The organism is Pseudoalteromonas shioyasakiensis (assembly GCF_001550135.1).
In the GTDB taxonomy this organism is placed as follows: Bacteria; Pseudomonadota; Gammaproteobacteria; order Enterobacterales; family Alteromonadaceae; genus Pseudoalteromonas; species Pseudoalteromonas shioyasakiensis.
In genome coordinates, this window is record NZ_LRUE01000018.1 from 170,102 (window position 1) to 190,977 (window position 20,876).

19 protein-coding genes are annotated in these 20,876 nt (G+C 39.4%); all 19 read right to left on the bottom strand.

What is annotated here, in order from left to right; all coding sequences use genetic code 11:
* Window positions 1–24 precede the first annotated feature (24 nt).
* A complete protein-coding gene (locus tag PASHI_RS14640; RefSeq protein WP_045979600.1) occupies window positions 25–447 on the bottom strand; it encodes a hypothetical protein in 423 nt (140 codons plus the stop codon).
* A gap of 609 nt (window positions 448–1,056) precedes the next feature.
* Entirely contained in the window at window positions 1,057–1,917 is an 861-nt protein-coding gene (locus PASHI_RS14645; protein WP_045979601.1) for a copper resistance protein B, read from the bottom strand.
* Window positions 1,914–3,737 carry a copper resistance system multicopper oxidase gene (locus PASHI_RS14650; RefSeq protein WP_045979602.1) on the bottom strand — a complete coding sequence of 608 codons (1,824 nt, stop codon included), beginning with the start codon at window positions 3,735–3,737 and terminating at the stop codon, window positions 1,914–1,916. Before PASHI_RS14650 ends, PASHI_RS14645 begins: the two co-directional genes overlap by 4 nt.
* A gap of 27 nt (window positions 3,738–3,764) precedes the next feature.
* Window positions 3,765–4,235, bottom strand: a complete 471-nt coding sequence (locus tag PASHI_RS14655; RefSeq protein ID WP_008467847.1) for a YybH family protein — start codon at window positions 4,233–4,235, stop codon at window positions 3,765–3,767.
* 15 nt (window positions 4,236–4,250) lie between these two features.
* Window positions 4,251–5,138: a copper resistance D family protein gene (locus PASHI_RS14660; protein ID WP_045979603.1), complete on the bottom strand. Its 888-nt coding sequence runs from the start codon at window positions 5,136–5,138 to the stop codon at window positions 4,251–4,253.
* A gap of 18 nt (window positions 5,139–5,156) precedes the next feature.
* A complete protein-coding gene (locus tag PASHI_RS14665; protein ID WP_016708251.1) occupies window positions 5,157–5,504 on the bottom strand; it encodes a copper resistance CopC family protein in 348 nt (115 codons plus the stop codon).
* Between the two features lie 24 nt (window positions 5,505–5,528).
* Window positions 5,529–7,361, bottom strand: a complete 1,833-nt coding sequence (locus tag PASHI_RS14670) for a 2Fe-2S iron-sulfur cluster-binding protein (RefSeq protein ID WP_045979604.1) — start codon at window positions 7,359–7,361, stop codon at window positions 5,529–5,531.
* Complete coding sequence (locus PASHI_RS14675; protein WP_235419340.1) at window positions 7,361–7,981, bottom strand: PepSY domain-containing protein; 621 nt, start codon at window positions 7,979–7,981, stop codon at window positions 7,361–7,363. The genes PASHI_RS14670 and PASHI_RS14675 overlap by 1 nt, the downstream gene beginning before the upstream one ends.
* Before the next feature lie 79 nt (window positions 7,982–8,060).
* The gene (locus PASHI_RS14680; protein ID WP_055022009.1) at window positions 8,061–11,225 is read right to left on the bottom strand and encodes an efflux RND transporter permease subunit; all 3,165 of its coding nucleotides are present in this window, start codon (window positions 11,223–11,225) and stop codon (window positions 8,061–8,063) included.
* Window positions 11,226–11,239: 14 nt separating this feature from the next.
* Entirely contained in the window at window positions 11,240–12,997 is a 1,758-nt protein-coding gene (locus tag PASHI_RS14685) for an efflux RND transporter periplasmic adaptor subunit (protein WP_055022008.1), read from the bottom strand.
* Window positions 12,997–14,424, bottom strand: coding sequence for a TolC family protein (locus PASHI_RS14690; protein WP_062566153.1), 1,428 nt, complete (start codon window positions 14,422–14,424; stop codon window positions 12,997–12,999). Before PASHI_RS14690 ends, PASHI_RS14685 begins: the two co-directional genes overlap by 1 nt.
* The gene (locus PASHI_RS14695; protein WP_016708256.1) at window positions 14,424–14,921 is read right to left on the bottom strand and encodes a DUF411 domain-containing protein; all 498 of its coding nucleotides are present in this window, start codon (window positions 14,919–14,921) and stop codon (window positions 14,424–14,426) included. Before PASHI_RS14695 ends, PASHI_RS14690 begins: the two co-directional genes overlap by 1 nt.
* A 107-nt stretch (window positions 14,922–15,028) precedes the next feature.
* Window positions 15,029–15,388: a hypothetical protein gene (locus PASHI_RS14700; RefSeq protein WP_062566154.1), complete on the bottom strand. Its 360-nt coding sequence runs from the start codon at window positions 15,386–15,388 to the stop codon at window positions 15,029–15,031.
* 156 nt (window positions 15,389–15,544) lie between these two features.
* Window positions 15,545–15,892: a hypothetical protein gene (locus tag PASHI_RS14705; protein ID WP_045979609.1), complete on the bottom strand. Its 348-nt coding sequence runs from the start codon at window positions 15,890–15,892 to the stop codon at window positions 15,545–15,547.
* Between the two features lie 13 nt (window positions 15,893–15,905).
* Window positions 15,906–16,223 (bottom strand): hypothetical protein, encoded by a 318-nt coding sequence (locus PASHI_RS14710; protein WP_045979610.1) that lies wholly within the window; start codon window positions 16,221–16,223, stop codon window positions 15,906–15,908.
* Window positions 16,220–17,257, bottom strand: a complete 1,038-nt coding sequence (locus tag PASHI_RS14715; protein WP_062566155.1) for a hypothetical protein — start codon at window positions 17,255–17,257, stop codon at window positions 16,220–16,222. The genes PASHI_RS14710 and PASHI_RS14715 overlap by 4 nt, the downstream gene beginning before the upstream one ends.
* A 208-nt stretch (window positions 17,258–17,465) precedes the next feature.
* Window positions 17,466–17,828: a hypothetical protein gene (locus PASHI_RS14720; protein WP_062566156.1), complete on the bottom strand. Its 363-nt coding sequence runs from the start codon at window positions 17,826–17,828 to the stop codon at window positions 17,466–17,468.
* A gap of 194 nt (window positions 17,829–18,022) precedes the next feature.
* Complete coding sequence (locus PASHI_RS14725; RefSeq protein WP_062566157.1) at window positions 18,023–19,405, bottom strand: PhoH family protein; 1,383 nt, start codon at window positions 19,403–19,405, stop codon at window positions 18,023–18,025.
* Window positions 19,405–20,769: a PhoH family protein gene (locus tag PASHI_RS14730; RefSeq protein ID WP_062566158.1), complete on the bottom strand. Its 1,365-nt coding sequence runs from the start codon at window positions 20,767–20,769 to the stop codon at window positions 19,405–19,407. The genes PASHI_RS14725 and PASHI_RS14730 overlap by 1 nt, the downstream gene beginning before the upstream one ends.
* Window positions 20,770–20,876 lie beyond the last annotated feature (107 nt).

The window sequence follows — 20,876 nt, forward strand, 5'->3', positions numbered from 1 at the left end:
AAAAAAGACGCACTGATCCCGTGATTAGCCAATAATTGGTGGACGATAAAGTAAGAGATGGATACCAGATTTTGGTAGAGGTGTACGCTGTAGAAATAGCTCAGAGTAAATATTGCAAATACCTTCCTCTTGCGCTTGCACAAGATAGGGATTTAAATGAAAGCTTGAACAAAATCCCCCCTCACAACAAACACAATCACTAGCTTTACATTTTTCACAGACTTCATCACCATGACGGTGTTTAGAGTCTTGCGAGTTTACAGTGTGATAGTGACTATTGTCATTCATTGATTGATGGTGAATATTTTTGCTTCGTTGCATAATATGCGTGTCGGAAGATCCATTTTGATGTTCTTCACAATTCATTGGCTTAGCTGTAGCAAAACTATGCTGCGTAAGCAACACAGTTATTATCACTATTTTAAACCACCTGAAAAGTCCAAACATTATCATTCCTTCTTTAGCTCCTACAATATTAGCCACTTTATAAAAATAATTTTATGATCTTGATCAACCTTTGAACTAAAACCTAAACTTTTTACTTTTTTAAACAGCTTAAACTTAACAAGTATAAAAGGGGTGTCTGATTTATACTCATGAGATTGAAGCCAAGCATGAGCACCATAAAAAAAATAAAAACCCTACGCTCATAACTAGGTATTGAGTAAGGGATCATTTTTCCAATTGTTCAGCTTTAAGCGCAGTACTTTGCAACAATCGGTTCTATCCCGAGCACACCCAATTCCCGTTCATCAAAAGTGATAAAATAGTCTATTGTACGTCTTTCAATGGCGATGTTTTTTGGCTTGACTCTTTAACCTTTACCATTCGCCAACTTTACTTCTTAGCTGATATTCCACCTTGATAGGTATACACCAGACTGGCACAGACTGAAAACAAGAAGTAGCTTACTATTACTGCTCTTAGTTCTTTCCAAAAAAACTATTAGCTAGGCCTTTCCTAACATAACTAAAATGGTTTAAATCCCAAAAAACAAAAGCTACCATCAATATAGTTGCGGTAGCTCTCATCAAGTCAATATAGTATTTCTTCACATCAGAGCCAGAACTTGATACCTGCAACAAAAGCAGTATCACGAGTACTTTGCCCATTTAACTTCGCAAATTCGGCTGTATTACCAAATTTATTTGTCCACTCAACGCCAACATAGGGAGCAAACTGGCGGGTAAACTCATAACGAACCCGAAAACCAATAGCACTGCTAGATAAGCCACTACCAAGGTTATTTTGGACGTCATCCTTACCGTAAAGCGTCAACTCTGCTCGTGGTTGAACAATTAACTTTTGAGTAAGTAATAGCTCATACTCAGCTTCGATCGAAAATGCACTATTACCTTGCTCTCCTAAATACGCAGTCATATCAATTTCAAACCAGTAAGGGGCTAGACCTTGTAAACCAAAAGCTAGCCATTTGCGGTTTTCACCTTCGTTATTGTAATCAAGTCGAATACCGACTTGTGTATCCCAATAAGCAGATATTGCGTGGCCCCATAGAAAATCTGTTTGGTTCTCCTCTAAATTACCTTCGCTAAAATCTCCCTCAGTTTTGATGACTAATCTATCAAAAGTAGTGCCATACCATGCCTGAAAGTCAAAAACACCTGCGTTTGTTTGCTCATTATATTCAAGACGATCCCCTAGTAGCGCGTAAAATGAATGCTCATCTGCCAAAGTCAGTCGTTTGTCGCTATTGAGTGCATAAGGACCTTCAGTCAATGTTGTACCTGCGGCATAAGCATGAGGGTCTCTAGCATCTTTAGGTGCATCTCCACCTTGTGCTTGCATTTTAGAATCACCCATCTCAGTCATCTCATCTTTTGCAGATACAGATACACTTATAAGGGGCAAACCTATTAATAATAGTTTTAACGTATTGGTTAGTATTAATTTTCTCATGATACAACTACCTCTCTAAACATACCTGCATCCATGTGGAATAATAAATGGCAATGCCATGCCCAGCGACCTACGTCATGAGGTGTTGTTAAAAAACTAATTCTTTGCGCTGGTTGTACAGGGATAGTATGGCGACGAACCTGTACATCACCTTTTTCATTCTCCAAATCGCTCCACATACCATGCAGGTGCATTGGATGTGTCATCATTGTATCGTTTTGTAAAATAACTCTTAAACGTTGATTATGCTTCATGTGAACTGGCGTGCTTTTTCCAAATTCCAAGCCATCAAATGACCAGCTATAACGCTCCATGTTTCCAGTTAAATGTAATTCAATTTCAGCCTCAGGCTCTTGCTGGCTTGTAATTCCCTCAAGAGAATGTAAATCTGCAAGTGTTAAAACACGGCGTCCATTTTTACGTAAACCTATACCGGGATCATCAAGGTTTGTTCTAGGCATATCAACACGCATATCAACAGAAGCTCCATACTCTGTTTTTGCATGACGCACTTTAGTGCTAGCAACAGCTAATGGGTTTTTAGTCATTCCATGTTTACTATGATCCATTGCCATCGCTCCATGACCCATTGCACTATGATCCATTTTATTAGAATTCATGCCCGACATACCTGCCGTATCAGCCATTGTAGAATGCACACTATCATGGGTCATATTGCCCATCATATCTGTCATCGTTAACCACTCAACGGGGTCTAAAGAAGGTACTGGTGCATCAACGTTAGGTGCCATTGATAAAGTACCTTTAGCATAACCTGAGCGATCCATGCTTTGTGCAAAAATCGTATATGCGTCATTTTTTGGCTCGACAAGTACATCATAAGTTTCACCGGGACCAAATCTAAATTCATCTACTGTCACAGGTTCAACATTTTGTCCATCAGCTTGTACAACTGTTAACTTCAGCTCAGGTATTCTTACATCAAAAAACGTATTGCTAGAACCGTTAATAAATCTAAGCCTAACCTTTTCGCCAGCTTTAAACATTCCACGCCAATTTGTCAAAGGCGCACAACCATTCATTAAAAAAGTCATTGCAGATGCTGATAAGTCTGCAAGATCTGTAGGGTTCATTCTCATTTTATTCCACATTTCCCGGCGTTGTAGCGCATTTGAAACGCTGCTATTTGAAATGTCATCAAAAAACTCTGGAACAGTAGGTTGATTAAAGTTAAATACATCGCTCTGTACTTTTAACTTGCGAAACAAATCCATTGGGTCATCATCAGTCCAATCAGACAATTGGATGACATGCTCATTGTCAGCACTAATAATATCCTTTTCTCTTGGCTCAATAATTAATGCGCCGTACATACCTGTCATTTCTTGAAAACCACTGTGTGAGTGATACCAATATGTGCCGCTTTGTTGCAGCTTAAATTTATAAACAAAGGTTTCACCCGGCATTATACCTTTAAAGCTAATACCCGGTACGCCATCCATTTGATACGGAAGAATGATCCCATGCCAATGAATTGAACTCGGCACTGATAATTTATTCGTTACCCTGATAGTAACGTCATCACCTTCTCTGAGGCGCAAGGTAGGAGCTGGTATTGAGCCATTGATTGTTGTAGCCATTCTTACAACACCTGTGAAGTTTACTGGTGACTCATCTATCACCAGATCTATGACTTCCCCACTTAGTTCGGGCGCAGTACCTGTTGAAGTTCCAGCAAGCAAAGATGAAGCTGCATGAAGAACACTTGGAAAAGCAGCTAATACACCGCCAGCAGCTAATCCTTGTACAAAGCGTCTACGTGGCGTAGAAACTTGATGTAATGGATTGTTATTTCTCATTTTACTCTCCGTTGTTTGAACAATAAATTAATGTGACCAATGAATGTGCTTAATCTTCCATTCACCATTTTGTTTTTCCAGCACCATCGTTTCCATGCCTTGATAATCGCGTTCAACACCTTTATGAGTACCTGTAGTTTGACTGCGCGACGCAGAGATAGCGGTATTTCCAAGTATCGTCACTTGATGTTCAAGTGTGTCGCTCTTCATCGCTGCTAAATACTTCATATCCGACAACATATGATGATGAGCATATTCATCAGCGCTCCTTTCAACGCGGCCTCCCTCGAAAATGGTGACATCATCCGCTAACTGCGCTCTAGCCTGTTTTTGATTGCCAGTTTCAAGTGCTTGATGAAATGCCAAAACAACTTTTGCGGCTGGGGTATCTATACCTTTAAACAAACCTTTGTCTTTGTTCTTATCACCATGAGCGTTTGCTGCGAAACTAAACGTCATTAATAAAACGAGTAATATATTTATTGTTTTCATTTTCATTCTCTCTTTTAGGTTTTAATTTGCAGGGCCAACAACACTAGTAAGCCCAGCCGTTACAGATAAAATGGCAAAAGCTACTACCATTTCTATCGAGATAGATTTAGATAAAGCCTCTCTGCCTTGACTATTTTTAAGTTGTGGAACGAGTATTAGTTTATGTTTAGCAGCAAGTGCCAAAATAGACACTACAAGGGCCAATTTAAACAACAGTGTTTGTCCGTAACTTGAGCTTATTAGTGCATCAAGACTTCCGACCAATTGAATCACGAGCCAGAGGCCTGCTACCAACAATAGGCTCAATGTAAAACTTGCTTGTTTGCCAAAGCTTTCCATCAGCAAATGAAGTTCTGCATAACTTAGCTGATGGCAAGCCTGTTTTAGTGGCAATAACGCCCCAAACCACCATGCCATAACGAGCACATGCAAAATAAGCAAGCCTTTTTCAATTGTGCCTAACTCAGAAATATGACCCAGTAACGTGAATGAGTATGCAAGGATTAATAAACTCAACATTAAAGCGCTTTGTTTTAAGTACGAGTTCACAGCGAGTTTGAACCTTAAAGCTAAAGCGATTATTGCGGTAACTAGCCCAAGCGCTCGAAGCAAAGCTCCAGTGCCGACAGAGGAGTCCCACATAATAGCCAATATATCAGCGTCTATCGCCCCCTGAATTCCCTCTTCTGCCATTGCACCAGTACTGGCAAAGAACCAAGTAATATTAGCGATCAAAGCCATAACTATATAAGTTCTTGTCCACGTTAAATTCGCTATTACAGCATTACTATGAGATTCATTATGCTCAAAAATTTGTCTGAAAAATGTATAGCCGGCAATACAGGCAAAGCCGACGTAAAATACAATTTTTGACAGTACAATGACTGTATTCCAGATATACATTTCCATATCAATCACACAGCCTTACTAATGAACCATAAAGCCGAAGCTATCTTTCATTTTATGTCCATCTTTACCTAAATAGGTCACATCAACGATATAGTTTGTTGGAGCTAATTTAGGTAGTTCCCATGAAAACTCTCTGGAAGCTTCTTTTGATGGTTTAAAGTCAAATTTAATATTTTCACCTTTTTTATTTTTCAACGTAACTTTAACTACACGTACCTCTTTGCTAAATCCCAATGTCAATTTTTCTGGAGTATTCATTAGCATTGCATTATCAGCAGGCACGCTTTTTTCAAGATGCACATGTGCAAATACTGCACTACTAAAAACAACACTGATTATGGTTAAAAGTTTAATTAATGTTTTCATATATACCTCTATTTATTTAATGGATTAACGACTAAATTTATCTTTGAAAATTTGATTACTTGGAATCCCAGCATCTGTAATTATTTTTTCCACTTCACTCATCATTGCTTCTGGACCGCACAAGTAAAACTCAGCCAAATGCAGTTCTGCTTTTTGGTTCATATACGGCAGAAGTACTTTTTGAACATAGCCTGAGTGCCCTTGCCATTCTTCTGAAGGATTAGAAAGAGTAGGAATATAAGAGAAGTTTTTATGCTTCTCACTCAGTGACTTCAATTCATTATGGTATAGCAAGTCATCTTCAGTTCGCGCACCATAGATAAGAGTCAAACCACTTTTATCTTTATGCTTTTTCAACTGTTCAAAAATAATAGACCTCAGTGGTGCAAGTCCTGAACCCGCACCTATAAACACGCGACTAACTTTTTTATTTGAAGTGGCATAAAAATCAGAAAAAGGGCCTCTTGCAGTTATCGTTTCACCTACTTGGAGTGAACCTAAATAACTTGAACCTATTCCTGCTTTAAAACCATTCTTTGCGGTCTGCCAACGGATATTAAACATTAACTCATCAGACTCCTCGTCAAAGTTAACTAATGAGTAGTGGCGAGTTACACCGTTATGAGAAAATTTTCCATGATAGTAGCTATCCCAGTATTTTTCATAGCACTCTGGCATATCATCTGGACGTAAGCTATTCATCCCTGCTGGCACATCAAATTGCATATATGCACCAGCTTTAAATGCCAACTGTTTGCCTGATTTCAGCTTAAATTTCACTTCCTTGATAAAAGGAGTAATGAAATTAGTCGCAACCACAACTAGCTCATGATTTTCAATATTGCGATCAGTATTAACTTCAATCGAACTAATTTCAGAGAACCTATGCTGACATCCAAGCCGATAACCTTCCTTAAGTTGCTCCTGAGATAAATGTTCCTGTTCAGATAGTGTGATAGGTAATTTAGTTGAACTTAAGAACACGCATTTGCCACAAGTACCGCCACCACCGCAACCTGAAGGAAGGTATACATGTGAACTAGCTAGCCCTTCTAATACAGTTGAGCGACCAACTGCTGAGATGTCAGTAATAGTATTTTCATTGGAAAACGTCACTGCCACTTTTTGCCTGTTAGTGCCCCAACCTAGCTTCAGTAAACCACTTCTATACTGTTGTATCAGCCAAGTAACACCAGTAATTGAAAGGAATAGCGTTGCAAAAGCAAATGCAATGATCAACCAATGGTTAAATCCTCCAGAATTGCCATAGTCCATAAAGTGAAGCTTCATCATCAGATCTTTCAATCTGAAATCATCATTGGCATGGCGAAGTACTTGACCTGTAATACTATCTAAATAAATAGTTGTATTGTTCTCATCCTCAACGGCAACTTGCCACATAGGATTTTGCTGCCTTACGTGATCAGAAAACGGAGGTTGAGATAACACTGGAGTAGTTAACTTACCCTGTCCTGAGTAGGAGTTTTTTGCCAAAGTTAGTACTTGTTCTTCAGACAAATTAAATGGCTTTCCTGTTACAGCATCAAATAGCTTTGAGTGGCGCTCTTGATAGCTATGCTGCCCCTTATCGAACACAAAATGATAGTAAGGCTGATGTAAAACCCATATAAGGTTTACTTCCTGCGGAGCATTACTAGTAATGTCTTTAATAGGGAATAGGTCAAAGCCTGTAATGCTACCTTCATGATGAGAATGAACTCTAAGTTCATTACCACTGGCTTTACTGTGATCCATCAAATTGAAGTAAAGGCCCGTTCCCAACCAAATAAGCAGTTGTAAACCAACAAATAAAGAAAGCCACTTGTGTATCGTTGTATTTAACTTAAATAGTCGCATCAAATGACTCTCTTTTTATTTGGGGAAAGCACTCGGTAATAAGTCAATACTGCGCCAGTAATTGCTCCCATTAGACCTAGAGTTGCGACCAAGAACAAAAACCAGTTTGATACGTTTTCTCCATCATAGTAATCCATAATGTGGAACCGCCACATCCAATCAAACAATCGCCAGTAATCATGACGCTTGGCAACAAGTGATCCTGTTTGTTGACTTATATAAAATGTCGGTGTGGAGAATTGCTCAAACGTCACTCTCCAAACAGGTAAATGCCTTGGGGACAACTCAGCAGGCAAGTTTGTCGCTGACTTAATCAACCTTATGCTGTCGATTTGATGATTCAGCGCATAATGGTATTGTGCGATTTCTTTAGCCTTGGTTTCATCTACAAGGGCCTGAACAGCTCCAGTTTTAGCATCTATTGCTACTTTTCCATTTTCTCCATTAATAAAAGAATACAAAGGACGGCCCATACTTTGAGTAAGTGTAACTTGGCTAGCTTTAGGATAATCCGCAGCTAGCTTTACAATGGAGTAATCCATACTTGCTAAATCTATTTTGGCTTCCTCACTCTTAGCCAAGGTTTCGCCGTGTATATAGTGAATATCCATAGTCACCATATACACGCCTGTAATAGACCAGAAGAGGAATTGTATTCCGACAAATGCCATTAGCCATTTGTGATATTTTCTAGCCGTGCTAAGCATTATTCTCAGGCTCCACGTTAGAAAGCTCTTTGTTAAAGGCATTTACTTCAGGCTTTTTAATGATTGAGTAAATTGCAGGGAGTACAATAAGCGTGAGCAGCACAGCACTTGTCATTCCGCCTACCATAGGAGCAGCAATGCGGCTCATGACCTCAGAACCTGTACCAGTACCATATAAAATAGGCATTAAACCTATAATGATTGTAGCTACCGTCATCATTACTGGACGAACTCGTAAGCCAGCACCGTGCAATAATGCATCTTGATATGCATCATCTGAGATGAGTTCTGCTCGCTCCACCGCTTTTTCCTTAAGCTCAGCAAGTGCTTGATTAAGATAAACCAGCATTATCACGCCAATCTCAACCGCAACACCAGCTAGAGCGATAAAGCCCACACCAACAGCTACTGAGAAATTAAACCCTTCTAGATACATCAACCATAACCCACCGATCATTGCCATCGGCAAGGTAACGATAATGATAGCCACTTCACTAAACGCTCTGAAATTCAGGTAAAGCAGAATAACAATAATGGCGAGTGTTAAAGGCAATACATAGGTGAGCTTTTCTTTCGCTCTTTCCATATATTCGTATTGTCCAGCCCAAGTAATTGAATAGCCTGCTGGTAATGTCAGGTTATTTGCTAAGTGTTCTTTAGCATTTTCAACATAAGTACCTACATCAACGCTATCAATATCAATGAAAGTCCAACCATTGATTCTGGCATTCTCACTTTTAATACCCGGTGGGCCATTCTCTACTCGAATATCAGCAACATCACCTAGTGCAATGCGTTGACCACTTGGTGTTACAACAGGTAATCGTGCTAGCTGCTCAGGAGAATCTCGATAATCTTGCGGATAGCGCAGATTAACAGGGTAACGCTCTTGACCTTCTATCGTTTGTGTCACATTCATACCGCCAATCGCAGTAGAAACTACTTGTTGGACATCTTCGATATTTAACCCAAAGCGACTTGATTTATCTCGTGAAATATCAACCTTGATATATCGTCCACCTGCAACTCGTTCAGAGTAAACTGACGCTGTGCCTGTCACTTCTGGCAAGAGTTGTTCTATTTGTTGGCCGATATCCTGAATTACATCAAGTTCTGGTCCGGCGACTTTAATACCGACAGGCGTTTTTATACCTGTAGCTAACATGTCAATGCGGGTCTTGATTGGCATGACCCAAGCATTGGTTAAGCCCGGAAATTTAACCAACTTATCAAACTCAGCTTTTAACGACTCAGTTGTCACGCCTTCTCGCCACTCCTCCCGTGGCTTCAATTGAATAAAGGTTTCAATCATGGTTAGAGGCGCAGGGTCAGTTGCGGTTTCAGCTCGTCCTACTTTACCGAATACATTTTCAACTTCTGGCACAGTGCGAATAAGCTTGTCCGTTTGCTGCAATAACTCTCTTGCTTTACCGATTGAAATGCCGGGATATGTAGTAGGCATATACATAAGGTCGCCTTCATCCAATGGCGGAATGAATTCACTACCAATTTTATCGACAGGCCAAAAACCAACGATAGTCACTAATACTGCTGCGACTATTGTCAATTTTGGAAACTTCATGACTTGCTTTAAAACAGGCATGTAGATAGCAATCAATAATCGATTTAATGGGTTTTTCTTTTCAGAGACGACTTTGCCTCGAATAAAGTAGCCCATCAAAACAGGCACCAATGTTATTGCCAAGCCTGCTGATGCAGCCATTGCATAGGTTTTTGTATAGGCGAGCGGTGAAAACATTCTTCCTTCTTGCGCTTCTAAGATAAACACAGGTAAGAATGAGACAGTTATGATCAGCAAGCTAAAAAATAATGCAGGGCCTACCTCACTCGCAGCCTTAGCTACAATTTGCCAACGGTTTTCATCTGTTAGTGGTGTTTTCTCCATATGTTTATGCATATTTTCAATCATCACTATTGCACCATCAGTCATCGCACCAATAGCAATAGCGATACCGCCTAAAGACATAATATTGGCATTGATGCCTTGCATATACATGATGATGAATGACACCAATATACCTAATGGTAGAGTAACAACTGCCACAATTGATGAGCGAAGATGAAATAGGAAAGCAACACAGACAATAGCCACGACCGCAAGCTCCTCTAGCAACTTGCTCCAAAGGTTATCAACAGCACGATCTATTAACTTCGATCTGTCATAGACAGGGACAACCTCCACCCCCTCTGGTAAAGAAGATTTGAGCGACTCAAGCTTTTCTTTTACCCCATTTATGGTTTGTTGAGCGTTTTCACCAAAGCGCATAACGACAACACCACCAACAACTTCGCCTTCGCCATTAAGTTCTGCGATACCACGGCGCATTTGAGGACCAAGGTTAACGTTGGCAACATCACCAATACGCAACGGCGTGCCTTGTTCGTTAATACCAAGTGGAATTTTCTCTATATCACTAACTGATTGAATATACCCCGTTGCGGTAACCATATATTCAGCTTCAGCCATTTCCACAACGGATGCGCCAGTTTCTTTGTTCCCTTTTTGTAAGGCTATTTGTATTAAACTTAGAGGAATATCGTAAGCTCTCAATTTGTCAGGATCTACTTGCACTTGATACTGCTTAACCATACCACCAACGGCGGCAACTTCGGACACGCCCGGAACAGTTTGTAGTTCATACTTTAAGAACCAGTCTTGAATGCTTCTTAATTGGCTTAGATCATGGTTTCCAGACTTATCTGTTAAAGCGTAAATGTATACCCAACCCACACCTGTTGCATCAGGTCCTAATTGAGGTTTTGCCGAATCAGGCAGGCTTGATGCTACTTGGCTTAAGTATTCAAGTACTCGGCTTCTAGCCCAATACAAATCAGTATCATCATCAAAAATAATGTAGACGTAGGAATCACCAAAGAATGAGTAACCACGAACAGTTTGCGCCCCCGGCACTGATAGCATCGCTGTAGTAAGTGGAAATGTCACTTGATCCTGCACAACTTGTGGTGCCTGTCCCGGATAACTCGTCTTAATTATCACCTGCACATCAGAAAGATCTGGGAGTGCATCTACTGGCGTTTTTTGTAATGAATACAAACCACCAAACGCGATAATTAAGGTAATCAACAAAACAAAGAAACGATTGCCGATAGACCATCTAATAATTGATTCAATCATTATTTTTCTCCCACTTAATGATTAGAATGATCAACAGCAGCTTTATTTTCCTTGCCGTGTTGTTCATCTGATTCAAGAGAGATTTCAGTGATAACTAAGTCATCCCTAACCTCAAAAGTGAAAGTGACATTATCACCAACATTGAAATCAACTATTTCTATATTGTCCGCGACGATAAAATCCATCGTCGCAGCAGGTCTATCCCACTTCTCTATTGGGCCTCGGCTAATATTTAGAATCCGTGTATCAATATCAATCGCATTAATTAAACCTGATACTGTTGCTGATGATACTTCTTCACTCATATCAGCAGGCTCACTCATGATATGAATTCCAGTAACTTCATATCCACCCTCTTCGGTTTTGCTCACTTCAAAGTGCAAAGATTGACCAGACTTCAGTGAATCAATATCTACCTTTTCACCTACATCGAAGTCCATTGTCATTTCAGGCCAATCCCAAGCCTCAGCAGGACCATGAGTAATATTAACCATACGATGTCCCGCCATGACGCTGTTGATTTCGCCTTCCATCCAAACAGAGCTAGGCACTTCGTCATGAGTCATTCGTTTAAAATCAGAGTTTTTACTTGATTCAGAATCAATCAAGAATTGAGCAGATGTCACCACAACATCATCTTCATTAAGACCCTCTAAGATTTCGATACTATCGATATCAACCCGGCCAATTGTCACTTCGATAGACTTAAATTGCCCATCCCCCAAGGCAAGTACAACTCTGTCTTGTTTACCTGTGCGAATGACGGCTTCTTTAGGTACGAGTATCGTGCTATCAGCTTGATTAGCGTGAATAGAGACTTGTGCAAACATGTTTGGTTTTAATTGATAGTCTGGGTTGTCAAACTTCAGTCTCACTCTGAGTGTGCGTGTTTTACTATTCAATGTTGGATAAACATAATCAACGACACCAGCCCAGTCCTCTCCGGGTAAATAATCCAGTGTCATTGATACAGGCAGTCCTTCTTTAATTAAGGCTGCGTCACGTTCAAACACTTCTGCTTCAACCCAAACTTGATCTAGTTGACCAATGCTTAATAAAGTGTTTCCCGGCTTGACATAAAAGCCTTCTCTAATCTTCAAACCGTCAACAACACCTGCTTGTGGTGAATAAAAGGTGATGGTTTGCTGAACTTTTCTAGTCTTTTCTAGCTTTTGAATGAAATCTGCTGAAAGCTGTAACGCTTTAAGGCGATCTTTCGCCGCCGAAATTAAGGAACTATTGTCGCGCTTTAAAGCTATTAAAAGTTCTTCTTGCGCGTTAACTAACTGAGGAGAATACAGTGTATAAAGAGGCTGCCCTTTCTCTACAGGGTTACCTGCCGCTTTGACATAGAGTTTTTCAATCCAACCATCAACACGTGGGTGGATATGAATTAGCTTATCTTCATCATATTGAACGTAACCAACCGTTGATATTTCAGTATGCATATTTTTCAGCTCAACAGGTGCAGTGCGAACCCCTAGGTTATTCACTACATGAGGCGCAATTTTTACTGCTCCGGGACCAAAATCATCACCAGATGATTCTTCCTCATACACAGGAATTAAATCCATCCCCATAGGCGACTTACCGGGCTTGTCCCGGCGGTAATTAGAATCCATCGGTGCAACCCAATACAGAGGCTTTTTCTCTGCTGATGTTGTTTCATCTGTATTACTGTTTGACCCTGCACCTTGATATAAGCTCAATACTCCTGCGCCTAGCGCAGCACCAATGATGATGGCAATAATTGTTTTAGTATTCGTTGACATTATTTTTCTCCAAATTGCTGATTGGATAAGTGCTGATTAGTTTTGTGTGAAGTTTGCATCGACTTATGTTCAGCATTTGAGTTAGATTGAGAACGTGCAAAGAAATAGTTGATACGAGCAACTGTTTTAAGTGCGTCAACATCAATTCTTAAGGCTGATATTCTGGCATTTAATTCTGCGATTCTTGCTCGAACAACTTCGGCAAAATCGCCATCATCATTTGTGTAAGCTGTCAATGACGCTTCTGCTTGGTCATGAGTTTGTTTAAGGAGTTGTTCTTGATAGATAGATTGCCTATCAGATAAACGCTTAAGCTGTCTAAGCTCCTTTTCCACCATACTGATCATTTGCTTTGTCAGTAATAGTTTCTCGGTTTTAATAGTCTCTGAATCTGCAATAGAAGCTGCAACTTGCTTATCTTGTCTGTTCTCGGTGAACAAGGGTAAATCAAACGTTACTCCAACAGAAAATAAATCAGCTCGGCTATCACCAGAGGGCATATTGTCCCGATAGGCATAACTAGCATTAACACCCCATTGCGGTTCATATTGCTGTTTAGCTAACTCAACTGCTTTTTCTGAAGCTTTGCGTTTTATATCAATTGCAAGTATGGCTGGGTGATTCGAAAGCTCCTGAGCCAATAGATTTCTTGAGTAATTAGATGCTTTTAGGACTGTTGAATTGTTCAAATGAATTGTAGGCAACTTTTTAGAAACCCTAAACTCTAATGGTTGCGTATCAAAGTTGAATGATTCATTCAAGCCAGCAGCATCGTAGATATGAAGCCACTCATTAAGGCGAGCGATTGTTGTTTCTAGTTTCTGCTTTTGCGAAGTTAATCGGTCATCTAACTGCACGATTTCCAATTGAGCACGAATAACATCTTGTTGTCTGGTTTTACCAACAACATTTGAGTAGCTAGCTTTAGTAACTTCCGCCATCTGCTCAAAGAGCGCCCAATCCGCTTCAATCAATTTAATGGTTTGTTGGGCTAAGTAAGCATCTAACCATAACTGTGATACTTGGCTTATCAGTTTAGCCTTACGATCCTCTCGTAGCAGTGGAAATTTCGTTGACTCAATTTTTAATTGCTCTTGTTTAATCTTTAAACTATCACCTCTAGGAAACATTTGAGAAACACCAACCTTTAGTTGAGTCATTCCTTCCTGATCTAAGTCCCAAGTATCTGTTGGTAAATTCATTATCCCTAGTGATACTTTGGGGTCAGGCAAAGTACCTGAAGCGATACTTCTATTTTCAACCGCGCTTTGTTTTAACCGACTCCCATGAAGCCAAGGATCATTTTGCTGAGCCAAGGTGATAGCTTGTTCAAGTGACACTACTTTCTCAGCTTGAGCTGAGAATACAGACAAGCCGAGAATTAGCGAAGTTGAAAGTAGAGTAAGGCTTGAAACATTTAATCTCATTAGAATTGCTCCTCATAAGCCTTAACTTCTGCATATACTTTACTCGTTCCATCTTTAAATAAAATTAATACGTTATATGACATAAAGCGGTCGCCGACTTCCATACCCGGAGAGCCAACAGGCATTGCTGGGACAGATAATCCAATCGCATTGGGGTGCTCTTCTGACAAGAACTGCTGAATAAACTTAGCCGGTACATGACCTTCAAAGGCAAACCCATTTCTACTCACTGCCGTGTGGCATGAACGGTAATTAGGTTTGATACCATACTTAGTTTTGATGTTGCCGATGTTTCGGAAATCTTTGGAATGCGCAACGATCCCTTTGTCTTCAATATGAGTTATCCATTTTTTACAACACCCACAAGTTGGGGTTTTATAAACGATTAACTCCAAAGGTGTTACGTCGTTATTGTGTGCATGCTTATGTTCATTAGCGTTTGCAAACGCAGGTGAAAGCAGCATTACAACTGCTATTTTTAAATACTTATTGATCATTTTTGCCCCCAGACGTCGCTGGAAAATAGCTATAGCGCTACGACGCTATATTGACTAACAGAAAAATTAATTACATGTGTGCGAAATTTGGACGCACTAATCCTGTATTAGGCAAAAATTGGTGGACGATAAAGGGAAGTGGAAATTGAATGAGGTTGTTTAGATTGCATAGCAGCTACAGATTCACTCAATATTTGAATATCTGTCGAGTCAACACTGGAATTTAGGACTGTCGTAGATGAGCAAGCATTTGCAGGACAAATACATTCAACGTCACAACAATCTTCTGATTGACCATTACTGCTTTTATTCATATCACCATGATCCATGTTCATGTTCATGTTCATGTGTGATTCATGAGAACCTGATGGCATTTCGCAAGGCATAGCAGAATACGCAAATGCTTGCCCTACAAAGGCAAACAGCATAAGCGTTATCACTAAGACTTTTGAAAATGCTTTAGACATAAAATTCTCATAAAAATATACATGTCTATGCTAATACAAATTTTCGAATAAGTAAATTGATGTCATGTAAACATTTATGAATATTTGACTAACGTCAACTTTTTCAAAGAGGTAAGTGACAAATAATAATCTCATCAGACTTCTTATCTTCGTTATTCAATGGCTTTTATTTTGAGACTTAAGTTGCTCTCTCATTTCTAAAACTCGATCTACCGAATAAGCTCCCGCCCTCATAACAACCAGTTCAACAAACGAAATATCAATTAACTTATGGTCAGCATCAATCACATAACAACTCTCACTATGTGTGTATATTTCTAACTTATCCTCATCAGCAGATTTGCTAACAATCTTTGAAGTTACCATTTGCTCAAATGGCCGAAATCTGAATGTTTCATCGTCAATAACAACCCCTGACAAAAACTCCCCAAGAAATGATTTTTCAAAGTCTTTATAGTCATAGACCGAGAGTATGTAAGCATCCTTTAAATATGTTTTGTCCATTTGTTACTCCCTACTAATAGCCAGCAGGGAGCATTTCTCGCAACTCTAATAGCTCATTTGGAGAGTACATACACTCATGCATTAAATTGAACTCAAATACATCTACATCAAACTTTTGGGGTTCTGCATCTAAGATATAAAAGTCAGCACCAAAAGTTCTATATTCAAGACCGTTTACTTCCATGACTTTCGTGGAAAACAAAGCCTCACCTTTTTTACCGTTCTTACTATCCTCAGCAAAAGTAGCGTAAAGCACCTGTTCAACCTTATCTTCTAAGTCAGATTTAATTGAGATAAGTGTTGCGTTAGTTAGTTTTACTCTTGGTCTCATGCTTTTGCTTCCTTCTTATCTTCTAGGCAAAACGGGCGGAAAAAACTAAGGTACTTAACTCCATTAACTTTTAGTAAATTGTTGTCAGCATCAAAATGTGACAGAACGCTAGACTGATACAACGAAATATATTTTTCATAATCGATGGTGTTAAAAAAATTGGTATCGACACGTCGTGCATGGAAAACAAGAGCTTGCTGATCGATACGAACAATGAACTTTTGATCACCATCTAGATTTTTAACCTGTAGACATAAATCAGGTTTGTGCCAATCAGATACAAAGGAAGGAATCAGTGGGAAGCCATATACCAAATAGCGCATACCTTCGATTTTGAAGGTTGTTGGATTGAACTGAGCCTTATTTAATTTGCCGCTACGGAATAATTCAAGTGTCAACACCAGCCAGTGCTCATGCTTAGAAAATGTATTTCCTTCAGAAATACAGCCTTCGAACTCACTATCATGGTTTACATGATTGATGTACATGTATTGTTTAATGTCATTCAAGGAAAGCTTTTCAACCGGAAACTTTGAAGCTATGAGCCTGAAATAACAACCATGAACTTTTAAATCTGCATATTGAACTATCAACGGATCATCAAAAGCATCGAAATATGGTCGCCACTCCAGCCTAAAGTCAGCACCAGTGTTTACAATAAACTTGGCATCTTCTGGCAACCCTAATACTTGGTATATCACTGAAACTAACTCTAATGTTTCGATATCTACCAGCATCAGGCTTTCAATACGGTTTGCCATTGACTCAATTTCTTTATGAAGCGATTCAATAATTTCTTGATCATCGTATTCATTGATCATTAAGTATTTCAGGGAATCGTGCTTTAGAATTGAATCCAGTTTTTTCTGTTCAAATGCTTCAGTGAGGCTATTATGGGTATCAGAAAAATGAGGGCAGTTATAAACACCTCTAGCCCACAGGCCTTGGGCGTAAAGATCAGGAAACTCTAATAACTCAGCAAACTCTTTTGCTTGTTTATTGAGTTTATTCTTTAATTGATAAAGTGAGATCATTTAGTTCTCCAAACAACTTTCTAATAAACAATGGCCTACCAACACATTGCTTTATTTATTGTTCAAATAACCAAATTTTTACGGATGCTCCGCTTCACTGTTCACGTTTTTCAAGGCGAAAAACATGTGTAGGCGTAGGCTGTCCGTTCAGCCTTCTTATTATAATATCGCCAAAAAACAAAATGACAACTTACGTATTTGTACAACTTTAGGTAGATATTTTGAGTTTGAACTCTGAAAAGCTAAGCCCAAACAAGGATACGACCATCTCTTCATTTATATTGGAGCCGGGAAATTTTTTTTCAAAATTTCCAATAATGCTATCTAGGTGGCTAGCTAATATTTTTACTAAAAATATTTCCGAGTTTGGTGAGAGTGCAGACAGTGCTATCATTGGGTTGTCAAAGGATTCAGCTTTTATTTTTACTAGTAAATCGCTGTAACTGTCACAGCCATATAGACAAATAGCTGCCCCTTCTTGGGCTTGTCCAAGGGGAATAGTTAATAATTTAGATAATCGTTTTGCCTGCCTTTTTATATTTACTAGCAGGTCTTCTTTTTTAAAAGACATCAATACACCAAAAAACGGCAACGCTAGGCCACGCACCTATGTCACTCAGTTTTTATGTGAATATTTAATCTTTTAGTTCAGAGTAAATCCATTTCGTCCTGTTTTCGTGGGAACGGGCTTCTCTGAAAAGCCACTGCAAAAAGCAGTGGCCATTGTCGCAATATTATAAGGAAATGTGAATGGTAGTTTGATGCCTACATATTCTTTTCAGTGAATTCAGCCAAGCTACTACGCTCTACTTCATCAAAAATCAGCACTGATCCTTTTTCATAATGACGAAACACATTAACAGCCGCACTTGCACCAGAAGAAGCAGGTGTTACAAACTTATCGTCAATCTGGGCTAGGTTGCCCAATACGATTGTCCGACAATTTTTCCCACCACGGCTTAACATGCCCTTGATTTGCGCTCTAGTCATGTTTTGAGCTTCATCAATGATTAAAACAGCATCGTCTATTGAACGGCCACGAAAATAAGCCATGCTAGTAAATTCTATATTGGCTTTTTCAATCACATGCTCGACTGTAGCGTAGACATTTCCTTCATGATTATCATCCGAGTGCATCGAAATTAATGCGTCAGTAATACCTGCCAGAAGAGGCATTGATTTTTCAGTTAAATCCCCCGGTAAGAATCCCGGATCGTCGTCCATAAAGTCTCTGGAGCGCACCACAACGATTTTTTTGTACTTTTTCAACTCCAATACTTGATGCAGCGCCGAAGCAACTGCCAAAAAAGTTTTTCCGGAGCCAGCAGGACCAAGGATGATATTTAAATCATAGTAAGGGTCTGTTAATTGGCTTAAAGCTACCGACTGACGCTGATTTTTAGGCAAAATGCCCCATACTTTTTCTTGTTTACGAGGCAATAGCTTTGTGAATACCTCAGTATCTGTTACTTCTGAAATTCGCCCAATGTGTCCAGCTTCATCGTACCAATACATGTTTGGCTGAACTTCATCATTAAATAGACTTATTGGGAAAGTATAAACTTCTCCTGAAACCTTGAAGTCTTTGTCTGATTTAATTCGATCAAAAAGATCTCCTTTAAAGGCTTGTACCCCTGTGTATAAAAGATCAATATCTGATATTTGATTATCTACGGCAACGTCTTCTGCCATGACCCCTACGGTTCGAGCTTTCAAGCGCATATTAATGTCACGGCTAACAATTATTACGTCTTTATTGAGTTCTTTTTGAAGATATAAAGCATAATTAATTATTCTGTTATCAGCATCACTTCCTATCCCGTGCTTTAACTCCTTAGCCAGATCCAATTGAGTGTCAATTCCAATGAAAAGCTTTCCTCTCTGGGCTGTTTCGGTAGATGGTAAAGGAATACCTATTTCCATTTCCTCGGCTGTATGTCCATTTATAATGTCTTCAAGCATTCTAATGCACATACGGGCATCGGCACTTACCGATTTATTAGTTCTTTCTTTCAGGTTATCAAGCTCTTCAAGGACAGTTAGACAGATGTAAATATCATCTTTGTAGCTAAAAATAGATTTTGGATCATGTACTAATGCAGATGTGTCTAGTACACGAGGATTTCGATTATCAATAGAGCTTTTCATTACGCAGCCTCCCAAAAGATTGAATCGTTGCTAGGCTTTGTGTTGTACTTTTCTTGTAAATTACAAATTTTGAGTAAAGGTTTATTGTTGAGAGACTGCTCAGAGTAGCTAAGGTAATCAATTTTTTTGGAAATTCTTTTTACTTTTTCTACAGGCCAATAAAAACAAGGGGGTAAAAACTTTAAAATATCCCCAATTCGGGGTTGTAAAATAACAACCGCGTTTTGAATACTACGGCCACGCATAAAGTTTACTGATTTAAACTGTACGTTAGCTTTTTCCATAATGTAATTACGGCTCGAAATCGGATTCTCATCCCCTTTATGCAGCACTTCTAAGGTATCAGTAATGGCAGCTAACCACGGCGCCATTTTCTCTTCTTCAGTGCCAGGTAAAAAGCCAATTGATTCAGCAATTTCTGGGGTATTACGAGTAACAATCACTTTATCGTAAATGCCTTTTTCAATAATCATTTCAAGGGCACTGGCAAGAGCAAGTAAGGTTTTACCACAGCCAGCGGGACCAGTTAAAATCACCAATTCAATACTTGGGTCAAGTAGCGCATCAAGTGCCATCCCTTGATAAACATTTTTTGGCTTAACGCCCCAAGCGGTATGGCTCATCAAGCGCTCAACACTAATATCCTTTAAAGTAATTTGTTTATCATCGTAGCTTGTTACTCGGGCTGCAAAGTGGTCGCTTTCATCTAAAATATATTCATTACAGAATACATCGCTAATCGTGCTTTTTGCCACATGATGATAGGTATCTCGGCCTTGCTGCTCTGTTTCGCACTCTCCAACCTGTTGCCAAAAATCACCTTCAATTTTTTTATAACCACTAGTAAGCAACGCTATGTCGTCAATTAATTGGTCTGTTCTGTAATCTTCAACAAATTTAAGCCCTGCCCCTTTCGCTTTTAGACGCATATTGATGTCTTTAGTGACAAGCACCACTTTGCTATCGCTGTGTTGCTTCTGTAAATGAACAGCACAATTGATGATGCGGTGGTCGTTTTCGTTGCCCGGTAACCCCGAAATACTGTCTGCAAATAAATGGTCATTAACGATAATTAAGCGGCCACGAGATTCTGTTTTAGCCTTTTTGTTACTAGGGAGCGCGACACCCTGCAACATTTGCTCTGGCGAAGCGTCCTTTAACACTTCATCTAAACCACGAATAGCAACACGGGCGTCACGGCTAACGTCATGTTTCCTATCTTTAATGTGGTCGAGCTCTTCTAATACTGTCATGGGGATAACAACATCATGTTCTTGGAAAGATAAATAAGCGAGGGGTTCGTGGAGTAACACATTGGTATCGAGCACATACATTTTACTATCAAGGTTCGAAGCTTTTTCCATAGCACTTTCCTTACGTTTTATGATTTTTATGCTATACCCAATAAACTAAACAAGCGGCGGATGAAGCTATGGTTTATTCGTCAGGTATATACTCAGTTTAGTCTATT